General features: G+C 42.8%; 7 protein-coding genes. 4 read left to right on the top strand and 3 right to left on the bottom strand.

What is annotated here, in order from left to right:
- Nucleotides 1–415: 415 nt before the first annotated feature.
- The gene (locus ACR8BL_RS12575) at nt 416–1,117 is read left to right on the top strand and encodes a CPCC family cysteine-rich protein (RefSeq protein WP_434752920.1); all 702 of its coding nucleotides are present in this window, start codon (nt 416–418) and stop codon (nt 1,115–1,117) included.
- Nucleotides 1,118–1,992: 875 nt separating this feature from the next.
- Here ACR8BL_RS12575 and ACR8BL_RS12570 read toward each other — a convergent pair.
- On the bottom strand, nt 1,993–2,169 hold the full coding sequence (locus tag ACR8BL_RS12570; RefSeq protein WP_434752919.1) for a zinc ribbon domain-containing protein: 177 nt from the start codon (nt 2,167–2,169) through the stop codon (nt 1,993–1,995).
- Between the two features lie 181 nt (nt 2,170–2,350).
- Between ACR8BL_RS12570 and ACR8BL_RS12565 the strand changes: the two genes are divergently transcribed.
- Nucleotides 2,351–8,818: an InlB B-repeat-containing protein gene (locus ACR8BL_RS12565; RefSeq protein WP_434752918.1), complete on the top strand. Its 6,468-nt coding sequence runs from the start codon at nt 2,351–2,353 to the stop codon at nt 8,816–8,818.
- Nucleotides 8,819–9,014: 196 nt separating this feature from the next.
- Here ACR8BL_RS12565 and ACR8BL_RS12560 read toward each other — a convergent pair whose 3' ends face one another.
- Together ACR8BL_RS12560 and ACR8BL_RS12555 are read right to left on the bottom strand one after the other, a co-directional pair.
- Nucleotides 9,015–10,784 (bottom strand): leucine-rich repeat domain-containing protein, encoded by a 1,770-nt coding sequence (locus ACR8BL_RS12560; RefSeq protein ID WP_434752917.1) that lies wholly within the window; start codon nt 10,782–10,784, stop codon nt 9,015–9,017.
- Between the two features lie 288 nt (nt 10,785–11,072).
- Complete coding sequence (locus ACR8BL_RS12555) at nt 11,073–11,957, bottom strand: GNAT family N-acetyltransferase (protein ID WP_434752916.1); 885 nt, start codon at nt 11,955–11,957, stop codon at nt 11,073–11,075.
- A 433-nt stretch (nt 11,958–12,390) separates the two neighbouring features.
- On the opposite strand from ACR8BL_RS12555, the gene ACR8BL_RS12550 reads away from it, so the two are divergent.
- Together ACR8BL_RS12550 and glf are read left to right on the top strand one after the other, a co-directional pair.
- A complete protein-coding gene (locus ACR8BL_RS12550) occupies nt 12,391–14,985 on the top strand; it encodes a hypothetical protein (RefSeq protein ID WP_434752915.1) in 2,595 nt (864 codons plus the stop codon).
- Complete coding sequence (gene glf / locus ACR8BL_RS12545; protein WP_434752914.1) at nt 14,985–16,085, top strand: UDP-galactopyranose mutase; 1,101 nt, start codon at nt 14,985–14,987, stop codon at nt 16,083–16,085. Before ACR8BL_RS12550 ends, glf begins: the two co-directional genes overlap by 1 nt.
- The last annotated feature ends 25 nt before the right edge of the window (nt 16,086–16,110 follow it).

Genomic DNA, 16,110 nt, shown 5'->3' with positions numbered 1-16,110 from the left:
GGAAATGCAGACTATTTTGTATAATGAAGTTTTGAGCGGTGCAGAAGGCTGAAGATGATCAAATTTAGTTAGTGGTCGGCTTCCTGTGTCAGTAGGGTGGATTTTATACATAATATGTTAATTTTTTGGACGTTTATGAACCCCTAGAGTGTCCACACGCAAATGTCGAGAGTGTAACCATGTTAGTGAGAAAAGACTAAACTAAATGTTACGATATCAGAGCCCTTTCAATATGACGGAAGGGCTCTATTTTATATGGGTAATTATGGTGATGAGCGATTCATATTAAAAATTGAGTAGTATCTACTTTTTGAACTTTAGGAAGATTCAATACATTTGAATGGAACATTTGATACGTTTTTTAATGTTACTGCCAGGCATAATTGTGTAGGTATGAGATGAAAGGAGTAACTATATGAACAGATTTAATTGTCCTTGTTGTGGCTATCCCACACTAGAGGAAAGACAAGGTTGGGAAATTTGTTGTTTATGTAATTGGGAAGATGATGGGCAAGATGATCCGCATGCAGATGAAGTTTGGGGTGGACCGAATCAAGACTATTCACTTACTGAGGCTCGTGGGAACTTCAAAGAACACTACATCATGTATAGAGATAAAGAAAGAATCTTTAAACAAACGGACAAAGAAGTTCAAACCAAGAAAAGATTAATTCATGCACTTGAAAAGCTTAGAACCGCAAGTAATGAATCTGCTCAACAAATATGGCAAGAGATCGACTCCTGTGAAAAGGAACTAGATGATATAGTTCACGAAAGAGTAGAACGTTACAGCAACAACATAGAGAAGAATCAAGAGATTATAAACCTAATCAACTCCAATAACCCTGACACAATCGTAAATGGCTTGTTATCTCTAGCATTTCATGCGGATGATGGAGAGTTTGTACAAGAACTGATGGTTCGATACACTCAGCATAAAAATGAAAATATAAGAGGAATAGCCATTCTTTGTTTTGGCCATATCGCAAGAATACATGGAGCAGTGAATAAACAGTTGATTATGCCAATTATCCATGATGCATTAAAAGATGAGAGTTCATTTGTTAGAGGACATGCTGATTCAGCATTGGATGATATAAACATGTTTTGCAGGTAAGTAACTTGGAAATCGTAGAGAGGGGCACTGACCCCTCTTTTGTTGTTAAGTCTGTCCTCGTGCTATGTCGATGCTTGGCAAACCATTTTTGTTAGATCATTTCTAATTTGATCCACATTGGTCGTTGGTAAATTGTTCAACATGATGATTGTAATTCTGTCGTTGACATAACGAATGATTTCATTTTTGAATCCAACAATACCGCCGCCATAATAGACTCTTCTCCGATGCTCATCTTCATCTATAAACCAACCATAACCATAACCATATCCAAAGCCAGGGGCAGCGAATATTGTTCTGAGGTATGAACTGTTTTTTCAGCCGTCGTGGGTTGCTTCATTAATTCTTTAATATAAGGAAGTTGTGTAATATCGGGGATGCCTTGAACGTGTTAATAAATGATGCGATTGAATATGGACACTGAGGAGCTGAACAAAAGAATCTTCAAATCTGTAATTGTAATGTTGAATACATAGATAGAATTCTGATAGCGGCGTATGGGAAGTCATCCCTACGCCGCTATTTTTTAATATCTTAGATGTTCTCTCTTACAAGCTACTCCATCCTTCTTATTAGGGGATTGAAATCCCCTCGCTATAACTCTTCGCAAATCTGATTCCTTCAACCCTTCGCTGATTCTGATCAAACTTAAAGTTTTCTTTACAATCCACAAATGATCCTATCTATCATGCTAAAATACGGAAGAAAAAACGACATGATTCGCCTGTGTCGGTGTCACCATTCGACGGATAAGAAAGGTGGATGAACGACTGCTATCTGTAGAGTTAGTAGCTTCCTGGAAGCAATGCTGACTTGCTTGGAAGTACTCGCTCAACGCCTTATCCAAGGATACCAGCCGTTCCTGCGGTTTCAAGTCAAGCTAGAGGGATGCCGGATCTCGAAGCAACCGGAAGCCCCTCAGCCCGGATGTTCGAGCTGACATTGATATCCCGAACGTGATGAACGCCGCAGTTTGCACAGCGCCATTCTATGTGCGAGGTTATTTTCCCCGTTTGATCACCACATGCCGAGCAGCTCTGACTCGCAGACAACTAGTGCTCTCGAAAGGGGCACTGGTTTTCACTCCCATTCTGCATTGCTGATCAGCTTGGTTAGAAAGCTCCATGAGACAGCGACGATCTTTTTAAACACGTTCTTTTTAATGATGGTTTCGTTTCATATTTTATTTGGTCGTTTTTTAGTCTGATCTATACATAGAGGAGATGAATGACAGTGAAAAAAGTAATAAGACAGGGGTGGAAGCGTAGCCCGCAGATTCTGATATGGATGCTGGTCTTCAGCCTGCTGGTGACTGCAGTGCCTGTGTTTCCATCGCATTCGGCAGCTGCGGCTGAACTTCCGATGCGGGAGACAACAGTCACCCCAGCTGCTAATTTTCAGGATGTAAGTCCAAAGGACTGGTTCCACGATGCAGTCATCCAGATGCAGGAGAAGGGGATATTTAGTGGCACGACTGCCAGCACCTTCTCGCCAAAAGGAACGATGACTCGCGCCATGTATGTGACGGCGCTCGGACGGATGGCCGGCGTGGATACAGGGGCGTATACCAATTCGAGCTTTGCTGATGTACAGAAGGGTACTTGGTATGCGCCTTATATCGAATGGGCGGTGAAGAAAGGTATCACCGATGGTATGGGTGGAGGCAAATATTCGCCGGATGCCACCGTATCCCGGGAACAGATGGCAACGATGACGTTGCGGTATTTTGAAAGCGAACAGATTCCGTATCAGACGGGCAATCCAATCACGACGGAACCCGGCGATCTCGCTAAAATTTCGCCTTGGGCAGCGGAAGCAGTCGTGAAGCTGTGGCAGGCAGGCGTCTTCACGGGCGACGAAAAAGGCAATTTTAACCCGCGTGTGCAAGCGTCTCGCGCGGAAGCGGCGGTTCTGTTCATGCGGAACAATGCGGTTGTGGAGGCGTGGAAAAGTCAGAATCCATCGACGGTCACCCCGACACCAACACCAACACCGACAGTGACGCCAAGTCCGAATCCAACGCCGAGCCCTGGAGGCAACAACGGTGGCGGAACGCCTGGGGATAATAATGGCGGTGGAATACCAGGAGGCAACAATGGCGGTGGAGGCACCGATAACACGACATACATGCTTACCTTCGAAAGTAACGGAGGTACGGCAGTCAAAGCACAGAAGGTCCGCAGCAACGAAAAGCTAACTAATCTTCCTGTTCCGATCAAAGACGGCTACATCTTCCAAGGGTGGTTTACCGAAAGTGATCTCTCGTCGATCTTTGCAGAGGGAAGTATGGTAACTGCGAACACCAAACTGTATGCAAAATATACAGATAGTGTGGAAAATGCTGTACAGCGCACGCCGAGTTACTCTGTCTTGAATGTCAAGCCGAACTTCACGCTCACGCTGAAGGATGCTTCGGGCAGTTTGACAGTAGCCGAGGTCAAAGCTGGATTGACATTCGTCGACACGGCGAATTCTGATTTTGCAGGAGTTAAGGTCACGGGAGGGAACGGTCTCTTCACCGTCGCGTCCGCTGCTGAAAATGGCAAGTTCGTGGAAGGCAACACGTATCAGTTGACGTTGACGGATGAGAACTTATCCTTCCAGGGCCAAGACGCATCCACAAGCATTTATGTGTTTAGCGTTGCCAAGCAAGAAGTGATGGATATTCCGCTTAATCCGACGATGATCTACCTTGCGTTCACGGACGTCAAGGATATGATACTTAATGGTGCAAAAGTCAGTTCACCTTCAATTTCGGTCATGAACACGACGGTGGGCGGTAACAGTGATCTGCTCTCCGAAGCGAATGCGAGTAGAGGCACATTCGTGTACACCGGTAGTACAGTGATTCGAGTCGGTGATACGGTTGCCATCTACGAAGGAGTTCAACCCGATCGGCGTACCGTTGAAATGACCGGTGCCGAAGACGGCGATGTCGCCTATGTTCGGATCACAAAAATAGACGACAGTACCTACACGTATGATCGTGCGGATGCGAAGGAAGTATTGCTTAAGCCGGATGTGCTACCGGTTAACGTAAAAGACGATACGGATGGGGAATCAGATAACCACTCCATCACGATCGAGCATATCGCGATGAATTACAGCGATAGCGTGTATGAGCCTTTTGGCCTGAATGAGTTGACTACAGTAGATGTAGGTGACTTTATCGGATTCTATGAAGGCACATTCGCTGCAGAAACATCCAAGGTTACCGGTTATGGACGCATCACGTCGATTACACCTGCGGCAGAGATGGATATCATCACGTATAAAGATGCCACGATTGAAGATATCCAGAATGTCTTCAATATCTACCAGAAGCAGGCCATTGACGGCAAAGATCTGTTATCGAAAGAACAAATCGAGCAGCTTGAAGAGCAGATCGAGCAGCAAGCGATCGCCAGTGGATTCGTGGATCAAGCGGCAGATTATCTATCCGATCTGGCTATGGAAACGAAGGGAATCAAGGAGATTCAGAATATTAAGGCTCAGTCCTCCCGGGGTTCGGGCGAAAGTAGTCGGGTAAGCGTGAAGAATCTGACCGTTGTTGCTTCACTCGGCACAAAGCTGAAGAACATTAGCGGTCGAAGCTCCGGAGTGAGTGCAACCTTGCAAGTAGGCGCTGATATTGTCGTCGATACCAGTGAAGAGAGTGATCTCGTCATTCATATGACCGGTACCTTCGTTCAGGAGATGGGATTGGATCTTGGCATTAATGGTGATATGCAGGGGCATTGGCTTACAGCGTGGGGGATTCCTTACTGGTACAGCATTGATGATTACGTAATCACGGCGAATCTGGATACTTATAGTTATACCGGAATCAATATTACAGCAGAGATGGCGCTTGTCGAAGTCGATAAGTTAGAAGCGGCATTAGAGAACTGGCTGGACGCACAGACTTCCGGCAAGCTAAGTCAGGTGCGGAATATTGCAACCGAGATTAAAGCCATCATGAATGGTGTACAAGATACCTCCATGGATGAGAAGAAGCTGAAGGAACAGTATCAAGAGATGCTGAAGGAAGAGACAGAATGGGTTCCGCTAATCAAGAAGACCCTGTTTGAAAAAAGTATACGAGTAGCTTACGGACTCGTAGAAGTCAAATTCGAAGCCGAGTTTGTGGTCAGCGCCCAAGTAAACCTGTCGATCGGAGCGGATTTCTATTATAAGAGTGCCAAGCGTTACTCGGTAACTTTGCGCGTGCTCAGTTTCAGTGGTACGAGCAATACGGTAAGCTTGCCGGGAGACGGTGACTACCAGTTTAGCTTTTATGTCATGGGGACACTGGGCCTCCGGGCCGGTATTCATATGGAGGTTAAAGCAGGGCTGGGTAGCGTCGATTGGAATAGCATCGGGTTATCTGTGGAGCCTGGTGTATATGTGAATCTATGGGGCTACTTCTACTATCAGTTGAAGAATGTGAACGGTGTAGAATCCAGCAAAACGTTAGGTGCTTTGTTTATAGAAATCGGTATTTATTTAGAAATCGCAGTAGGTGCACAGTTGGGTGATGGGATGCTTGAAGGCAGTGCCCCATTGTATGAGAATACATGGCCGCTATACACAGCAGGCATGCAAGAAAGCATTGAAGATTTTGCCTACCCACAGAATGATGAGCTTGGTTTGATCTTTAGAGGAGGGGCTGGCGGGACCAGCATTATAGATTTGCCAGAGTCATTTTTAAAGATGAAGGGTTTTGATTTGAAAACAGGTACAGATATGCAAGAGATTTATGATATTGATCATTTTGATATTCAAGTAAGTGGCAGTTTCATCTATTCCCCGGAGAAAAAGCAGATTAGTGTGAAAGACTGGCGGAAGGCATCGAGTACGGGGATGTTGGTTATTACGTGGAAGGGAGCTCCACTATCTTTCACATCAGCTCCAATCAAACGTACCATTCCATTGAACTGGATCAAGAATCAGGATGGTGACCTTACGATCGTATTCGATCCCAAAAACGGAGAAGCGCCCGAGACTGTCGCGGCCCTCTTTAATGCACCAATTGTTGTGAAAAAGAAAGTTCCGGTAACTCCTGGATATACTTTCGATGGATGGTATACATCTTCTGTTGGGGGTACGAAAGTGGAGATACCAAGTCGGATGCCTGCAGGCTTAGGTGCTCTTTATGCCCATTGGATCGTGAACACGGATACACCGTACAGAGTTAATCATTATTTGATGGACTCGAACTCGAAGAAAACCTCTGTGCTTGCGGATTGGGAAATGAAGACGGGCACAACAAATGAACTGGTTCGCGTAACCTCTAACAAATATGCAGATCGCGGTTACATGGAAGGAACAACGCAAGGTATCATTAAGGGGGATGGGTCGGCGATTCTTAATATTTATTACAAGCCGATAAGCCAGACAGTGACTTTCAATTTAGGTTATGAGGGCCCTTCCGAAACCAAGATAACCGACCTAATCTATACGAATATCGTGAGCCGAATTCCGGTTCCGACAAGACCGGGATATAAGTTTGCGGGTTGGTCCCCTTATGTTCCAAGTACAATGCCGACAGAGAATACAAGCTTTACTGCCAAGTGGACAGCCAGGAATGACATGCCTTACCAAGTGGTATATCTGAAGCAAGATATAGGACACCCAACCTATACGGTCGCAGATACAGAGACGTATTATGGTACAACGGATACGAAGGCAGTTCTACCTGTAGAATCACTGAAGTCTTACGAAGGATTTACAGTGGATACAACTTTCCCGGGTACTGTGCTGGAAGCCAATATTGCCAGCAACGGCACAACGGTTCTAAGGGTGTACTACAAGCGCAATACGTATAAGCTGACTTTAGATTACAACGATCAAATCACGCCTGATAAAGTAGTGGGCGAAGTGCCTTATGGATCAACGACTACTATCCATATGGGTAATCCGACTTGGCAAGGGCATCAATTCAAGGGATGGTCGCCTGATCCGCAAGCTACGATGCCTGCGCAGGATGTCGAGTATATCGCGAAGTGGGACATCGACCAATACACCGTCAGCTTTAACAGCAATGGCGGAGTGGAAGAAGTGCCTGATCAGCAGTTGGATTATGGCGCTATAGCGAGCGAACCAGAGCCTCCAACCCGGCAAGATTATACATTCGGAGGTTGGTACAGCGACAGTACGTTGACGAAACCTTACAATTTTGCGATGCCAGTCGTGAGTCCGACTACGTTGTATGCAAAATGGATGAGCAGTTATACGATTAGCTTCGACAGTAATGAAGGATCAGCAGTCCCTGACCAGACGGTTTACGGGGGAAATAAAGCCGTAGCACCCAAGTCGCCAACACGAGCAGGATATGTGTTCGGAGGTTGGTTTAGCGATACAGGTTTGACCAAAGGTTATAACTTCGCAACCGAAACTGTAAAAGGCAATATCACATTGTATGCGAAATGGACAATTGCTCAGAAATATGAGTATCAAGTGCGATTCTACGAGACGGGTGTTGCGCTGTTACAACAGCAGATGGTGAAAGAAGGTGGCGTGGCAGAGTCATTTGAACCAAAACCAAGAGAAGGATATACGTTCCTGTATTGGAGAGATAAAGAGGCACGGAGCAAGCCATTTGATTTCACAACACCGATCACACGGAATCATGATTTATACACGGCGTGGCAAACGAATAAATATGAGGTAAGCTTTATGAGCGATGGCACCAAGGTGAACAGCCAGTCCGTGTATTATAAAGAATCTGCTAAAACACCTTCAACGCCAACGAGGGAGGGGTATACGTTTAAAGGCTGGTATAGTGACACTGACTTGACGAACGGATACAACTTTAGTAGCCCGGTGTTGAATCATATTACGCTGTACGCGAAGTGGGCGCCTATGATCACAGTAAGCTTCGACAGTAAAGGCGGGTCAACAGTCAATACCCAGACGGTGGAATTCAATACTAGAGCCACGACACCTGCATCCCCAACGCGGACAGGCTACGCATTCGGTGGTTGGTATATCAATGAAGGTTTAACGGATGCCTACAATTTTGCATCGCCGGTGACGATAAATGTTACGTTGTATGCGAAATGGACACCTTTATTCACAGTAAGTTTCGATCTTAAGGGTGGGGCATCTGTAATAGACCAGAAGACAGTGGTCGAAGGTGGCACGGTTGCTGAACCTGTCGTACCGGTGCGAGAAGGCTATGTGTTTGGCGGCTGGTACAGCGATGAAGGCTTGACCACAGCCTATAATTTTGCTACACCTGTGTCGTCGAACATCACGTTGTATGCACAGTGGAAGGTTTTGTTTACGATAAGGTTCTATTCAGCCATTGACTCTGGTCCAATGCTCCCGAAGAGCGTGATGGATGGCGATGTGGTTGCTGAACCTGCCGGAGCTGAACTTCCGGTATACCCAGGACATATAATATATGCATGGACTAAGGATCTTAGAGATAAAATACCTTACGATTTCCAAACACCGGTGACAGAGAACTTCATGTTGACTGCAATGTGGAGTGAGATTTATACGGTGAATTTCGAGACTAATGGTGGTTCAGCAGTAGAGACTCAGCTTCTCGGTAGCGGAAATGTAGTCAAAGTACCCGAATCTCCAACAAAGCCAGGGTTTGTATTCGAAGGATGGTACAAAAATTCAGGTTTGACCTTTCCTTATGATTTCAGGCCAATGGTCAGAGGCGGAGCCTTGACACGTACCATATATGCAAAGTGGACTGAACTCTAATAAAGAATTTGACGGAAATTTTAAAAGTTAGATCAAAAGCCGATTGCCCTGAAATTCAGTGCAGTCGGCTTTTCGTATCATCATGTAATGACTAATCGTTGAGATGTATTAGGTGAAAAACTAAAGAGAGGCTTTCGCCACTCTTTAGTTCATTAATAACAGGAGTTTAGAAATCTCCATTGATCTGCACACTTGGCTAATATACCTTCACGTCCGTTCCAAGAACGGATTTGTTCTGCACCGAATTGCCGGATAGATATACTTTTTGCAGTTTAGGTAGTCGGCTTAGAGTCTCGATATTAGAGATGGCATTGTTTTCAAGATGAAGCTCTTCGATGGCCTGCCAATTGCTCATAAATTCAAGCGAAGCCAAATTACTGTCTTGCAGGGTGAAAGAACGCAGAGCGGACAGTTTGGCGAAGTATGGCATGATCTGGTTAACCTCAGAGACAGAGTCATTATTTACGCTAAAATACGGCTGCTCTAAGGTCAAATATTCAAGTGCGCTGTTCTCCACACCTGCTTTTTGTTCAAAATTCAGCCTACACTCGGAGCACACCAGAGATTTAATTTGCTTCAAACGAAATAATGCATCACTCTGCTTGTAGAGTGATGAGTCATAAATGTTCAGCGTCTGCATACGTGGCAAACTGTCCAAGGAGCTGAGTTGAGTGATTTCACTGATTTCCCAGAGGGAAAGTTGCTCCAGCTTCGGGAATTTCCCTAGGGCAGCCAGATTTAACTCCCCGCTTCCGCCACGGAGTGTCAGGTTGGTTGCGGCAGGTGCCTTCAGCCCGGAGAGGAAGGAGCCGGGGATTTCTACATTGCCTGCATTAGGCAATGTAAGTGCTTCTGCATTTTCGTAATAACCGGACAACGTTAATTCTCGCAGAGAAGCCAGAGTGTTTATGGCCTTTACCGAGCTAAGCTTGCTTAAAGAAGCCAGGCGCAGTTTGGTAATGGAGGTTTTTCCAGCCAATGGTTCCAAACTGGAAAAGTTTAAATTTTCGATATCCAGCTTCTGTAGGGCAGGCATATTTTGCACAAAATCGATGGATTTTACGTTGGTTAAATAGGAAAGCTGAAGCTCCTGTAGCTGGGTTAAAGCATACAGTGGCTGCAAGTCTGTTGTTTCACTGTAGTTGATGGATAAGGATGTCAGCCCGGTCATGGACGACAACCATCCCAGTTCATTGACATAAGTGAACGACAGGGACTTGAGCGGCAATTTGTTTAACAGGTGAAAGTCCGTTATAGACTCATCGACATAGGTGATCGATAAAGAGTTCAGGTTAGGGAATTCCAGCAGTAAGGCTAATTCCTGATTGCTTCGTAGCTGGGTAGTCAGGTGCGTAATTTTAGACTTGTCACCAAAGTAACCTGAAAACATGCTAAAGGATTCGTTAAAAGCACCACCATAACTTTTTAGTCCGGACATATGGGCAAAAGTGGTTTGATCTGTCTGGGAGATTTCGTAGGTTCCCGTCAGATCGAGTGCCGTAAGTCCCGTAAAGGCTTCAAAATCCCGCTGATCAATCTTTTGTGCATTCAGTTTCTTGTCCTGAGTAACATAAGTGATCTTCTCGGCCTTTTCATCGCTGAAGGGATCGGAGAAGCTATAGGTAAACTGCCATTGATCACTATCTAGATAATCTACGGTCAGATAGCGCACGCGAGCGAGCTCCTCTTCTGTCGGCAAGGCAGATCCTTTATCAAAGATATCCCGTAAAAAAGAGAGCAGAACCTCGCTCTCAGGCATCTTCCGCACAGGCAGATTGGCCTCTGTTCTTTGAAGCGTGGAACTTGTGCTGTAGTAAAAGTAAGTGCCGATGGCTCCTGATAAAATCAACATCATGATCAGTAATAGCCTTACAGAGACGTTCGGCTTCGGCGCTGCCTCAGGAGGCGTCCCGTGGTAATGATTAATGGTTTGATCCACATAGTAGACATGATTTTGCTTCAACAAAAGCTCTGTTTCACAATATGGGCACTTTAAAACCTGCCCCTCCTTGTATTCAATTCTTCCGTTGCAATTGGGACAGTTTAACGCAATAAATGCCACGGATGCCTCCTCCTTCATGACGAAAATAAGATCATACCTGTTTACTTCATAGTTTATCGTTCTGAAGTGTTACGTTCAATAAGAGAATGAAGTTTCACATAGCGAAGGAGCAGGGGGAACCTGCTCCTTTTTGATCGTTTTTTAATTTTAACGAGGGAAGTTATTGTTAACTTATCATGATTAAATAAAACGCTAAGCGATTGATGTAATCGGATGTTTGACGTCTACGGGATAGAGGTTGTCACCATGGTTTTTTACGAATAAGCCATCATTGTTAATCGTACTTTTAAAATTCATATCCTCATCATCATCTGGAGTAAAATGAAACGTTACTTTCTCCGTATCTGCATCCGCAATCTTATTCAGAATATCTTTCATATTGATTTCGTTTGAGCTGACAACATCGAAGAGGTCGATATGATTATCTTCTTTCTGATAAATAACAATGACGTTTTCGTTTTCCAAATAATAAATATCATCACTAAATACATTCAAGCAATAAAACATGAATATGCCAGGAGTACGATCGGTTGCAAACCGCTTGGATACAGGCAATCTTTGCGATGCTAATTGTTGAATAAGGTGTAAATCGTCTGCGTCAGCTACATCTAGTTTCCGCAGGTTCGCAGATTCTAATGGGTTAGCTGTACAATGAAAGTCCATTGAAAATAAATGTTCTTCTACAGCTTGGAACCCAAACTTGGGATAGAAATCAAGAACGGATTCATTGGCAAAAAGGTACATGAGATCGTACTTGTTTTCGTATTCCTCTAAAATTATGTTCATTAAACGAGCAGATAGTCCTTTCCCGCGATAGTCGGGATGTGTCATCACCGTGCCGATTTGGATCGCTTTTTTCTTCTGCCCGTGGATGACGAGTTCAAGGACATTGACAGAAGCGTTGGCAACAACCTGATCTCCATCAACAAATGAAAAAGGGATGTATCCTTCGCCCCAGCACCCTTGTTGGTACCAATTTTCAAAATGGATATCAAATGTACTCGCAGCGAGTTCGAAAAAACTGTTCCGAAGTGTGTCATTGTTTCTATAATTTTTTGTAAATTTCAAATTCTGCATGGTATCCTCCCCTTGGCGTGCAATAAGTCTATTAATAATAAGGATTTAAGATTACATTTCTACCATATATTATTCAGTAATAGGTTGCTAAACTCCTCTTTATAGCTCCGAATATTAATAATGTAGAAAAAAACCGGGTAACGTCGGCACAATTTAAAAAAAAATGATCGAATAACAGTAGACTATTTGTACCTAAAGGGGGCTAAGAAAGGTGCCTATCATCATATTTAATTTGTACAATATACCAGGTTCAAAATGTAGGCTTACACTTCAATAATAGGAGAATTATACCGATAAAACCTATATAACATAAAATTGTTCAGCAGTGTATGCACCCACTGTTTGATCTCGGTCTCAGAACCTATTTTGTTAATCCCTGGTCTTGATAATAGTTGAAGTATGCAGATTAAATTTATACAGAGGCGGAAATAGGATGAGAAAATACCAACAAAAGCAAATTCTTAATATAGTGAAATCTATATATGAAGTAATCAATGAGATTAATCGCCAGTTCCTTAATAGAAACTTCTCAACGGTAATTAATCTTTTGATAGACTGCCAAAATGCAGTGGTACAGATCGGGGAGTTCATCGAAAAGTTAGAGGGTGATGATACACAAACGGTTAAATTGTTAACCGACTATCATAAAAGTCTTTATGATGTGGCCGTAGTGATCGAAACCACTGATGTAAGATTTACCAGTCAACTTAAACAAGAACTTAACCTGATTGAAGAGAGTATTAACAATGAACTTAAGCCAAACAAAATTGAAGTTGCATTCTTTCCTTATAAAGCGTCGATGTGGGATGCGCTCGAATCTATTTGGTTTGCAGCAAAAGAAGACCCAGCATGTGATGCTTACGTCATTCCAATTCCTTATTTTGATCGGCTCCCTGGTGGTGAGTTAGGAAGAGCGCATTATGAAGGCGATCAATTTCCTGAATATGTACCTATCGTAAATTGGAAAGATTACAACATGGAGCAACGACGCCCAGATATTAGCTTCATTCATAATGCCTATGATAGTGGTAATGTAATTACTACTGTTCATCCAGATTATTATAGTAATCATTTGAAGAAATACACTGAATTATTATGTTATTCTCCCTATTTTGTAACATCCAATGAGGTTGAACAACAACTCGCTCTCTCAGCAGGGCTGGTCTATTCTGACAAAATATTTGTGCAGTCTGATCGAGTTCGTGAAGCTTATGTTAATGCCATTCAAGCATACGAACAAGATCAAAACTGCGTGGGTGGATTCGGGAAACTGGAGGAAAAGATCGTGGCTTCCGGTTCTCCTAAATTTGATAAAATAATTAACTCCAAAGCAGACGATTTCACACTGCCCGATGAATGGAAAAAATTCATTGTTAAATCGGATGGGACTTGGAAAAAAATTGTGCTCTATAACACCTCAGTAGGTCCCATCCTTAAAGGGAATGAAAAGTATATTGCAAAATTGCGGTCTGTATTCAATACCTTCCGCAACCATGATGATATCGTTCTTTGGTGGCGCCCTCACCCTTTGAGTGAGGCTACTTACAGCTCCATGCGTCCACTGCTCTTTGATGAGTATACACAACTTATTAATGAGTACAAGTGGGAGGGCTATGGGATTTATGATGATACTGCAGATTTACATCGGGCTCTAAACTTAAGCTCTGCTTTTTACGGAGATGCTACTTCACTAGTGCCGATGTATCAATGCATGCCAAAACCACTAATGGTTCAAAATGAAGATTTAAGTAGTCTTCTTTCCATTGGAAGTATATGCGATACAGAGGAATGTTTATATTTTCTAACGTTGCATATGAATGGTTTCTTTCGATTAGATAAGAAGACATGGAATGTGGAACATTTGGGGAATTTTGCGAATGAGAAAATGCTGGATTGGAGAGTATACCACTCTATTCATCAAAGTGGAAATAAATTATATTTTTCTCCACACTCTGCTACCGCGATCGCTGTATACGATATAACAGAGTCCACTTTTGAGTATATTGATCTACCTGTACCAAAAGACATAAACTATAACGTTCATAGTAAATTCTCAAAAATTATTGAATGCGAGGGTTCGCTCTACTTTATCCCATTACACTACCCGGGTATTGTCAAACTCAATATGGAGGATAACAGTACAGAACTTATAGATGATTGGGTGGATTCTGTTAGAGAGAATAGCAATCCTGAACTAGGATTTTTCTCGAATGGTGTTCATGATGAGGAAAGAGGCTTACTGGTTTTGGCATTTATTAATGCCGATGCAGTTATGGAGATTGATTTAATCCACAAAACGACTAAATTGAATGTTCTGGGAAACGGGAAATATGGTTATTCAGATATAGTATTAATCAATAAGGGCTACTGGTTGTTACCCTTGGAAAGTCCAGAATTAGTTAGCTTTAATATAGAGGATAGTTCAATTCTAAAATACAAACCAAATCTTGAAATCAAATCGGCAGATGAGTTAGGTCCTTTCCAAAAAATATTATATTTTAATGATTACTTATATTTAGTCCCAGTTGGCGCACAACAGATGGTTAAGTTTAGTTTGGTAAACGATTCGTATTCTTATGTAGATGATTTTTGTCCGGCTAGTTTCCAAAGCAACGATTTATCTTCCGAAATCATTCATACTGGATACTTTTATGTGTCATCAAACGCTACAGATCATATTTATGTTACGGAAAAACATAGTAACTTATTTATTCAATTTGACCCAGCTACAGGAGTTCTGTGTGAAGAAAGCATTACACTTTCAATTGACGCAAGGAATATGAACAATTTCTCGATGCATAAACAGGAAAGAGATTTTATAGATGCTAACAGTTGTGCATTTTGGGAACATCCTTACTTTGCGACTCTTGAAAATCTGCTGCAGATGATTTCGCAGCCTTCGCTTGAGCCGTGGGTATCGAAACGACTCGAACAGCAAGTCGAACTTCAACATGCACATATCGCACATGCTGATGGAAAAGCCGGGGTCGAAATCTATGAAAATTCGAAGAGGGCGGTGTTGAGCTAATGGAATATGATTATTTGATAGTGGGCGCAGGGCCATTTGGTGCCGTGTTTGCACACGAGGCTACAAAACGGAATAAAAAATGCCTGGTGATCGACAAGCGTAATCATATTGGGGGGAACATTTATACCGAGCAGGTTGAAGGTATAAATGTACACAAATATGGAGCACATATTTTTCATACGAACGATAAAGAAGTATGGGAATATGTCAATCGTTTTGCAACCTTTAACCGCTATACTAATTCACCTATAGCCAATTTTAAAGGTAAGATATACAATCTGCCATTTAATATGAATACCTTCTATCAATTATGGGGAGTTACTGATCCAACAGAAGCAGGAGAAATAATAGAGTCACAGCGCTTGAAGTGTGAAGAACCCAAAAATCTTGAAGAACAGGCGCTTTCATTGGTTGGACGTGATATTTATGAAAAGTTAATTCAAGGGTATACAGAGAAACAATGGGGACGTAGCTGCAAGGAGCTTCCGGCATTTATTATTAAACGATTACCTGTTCGTTTCACTTGGGATAACAACTATTTTAATGATCAGTATCAAGGTATACCTGTTGGCGGATATACACCAATCATTGAAAAGATGCTTGAAGGCAGCGAGGTTAGATTAAATACAGACTATTTCGCTCAAAAAGAATACTTCGATCGTATTGCCGCTAAAATCGTTTATACAGGCATGCTGGATGAGTTCTATGACTTCAGGTTCGGAGCACTGGAGTATCGTACTTTACAATTTGACTCTGAAGTTCTCGACAAACCGAATTTTCAAGGTAATGCCGTTGTGAATTATACAGATCAGGAGACACCATTCACCCGTATCATTGAACATAAGCATTTTGAATTTGGTACTCAACCAAAAACAGTCGTTACACGTGAATATTCAAAAGAGTATGAACAAGGGGACGAGCCCTATTATCCGGTTAATAACCAGAAAAATAATACGAGCTATTTAAGTTATAAAGAGCTTGCAGATCAAGAGGAAAATGTGATTTTCGGCGGAAGGCTAGCTGAATATAAATATTATGACATGTGGCAAATTGTCAGAAATGCACTGGACACAGTGAGAAACGAATTGGGAGAACGATAGGTTAATGAGTCACCATAAAGATTAC

The sequence above is a fragment of the Paenibacillus amylolyticus genome (assembly GCF_051136285.1).
Lineage (GTDB): Bacteria > Bacillota > Bacilli > Paenibacillales > Paenibacillaceae > Paenibacillus > Paenibacillus amylolyticus_F.
Note: the sequence above shows the minus strand (reverse complement) of the source record. Positions and strands in the feature narration are given on the sequence as shown.

Coding starts and splice junctions, on each gene's coding strand:
- ACR8BL_RS12555 (WP_434752916.1), bottom strand. CDS start 11,957: ATGCAGAATTTGAAATTTACAAAAAATTATAGAAACAATGACACACTT.
- glf (WP_434752914.1), top strand. CDS start 14,985: ATGGAATATGATTATTTGATAGTGGGCGCAGGGCCATTTGGTGCCGTG.
- ACR8BL_RS12550 (WP_434752915.1), top strand. CDS start 12,391: ATGAGAAAATACCAACAAAAGCAAATTCTTAATATAGTGAAATCTATA.
- ACR8BL_RS12575 (WP_434752920.1), top strand. CDS start 416: ATGAACAGATTTAATTGTCCTTGTTGTGGCTATCCCACACTAGAGGAA.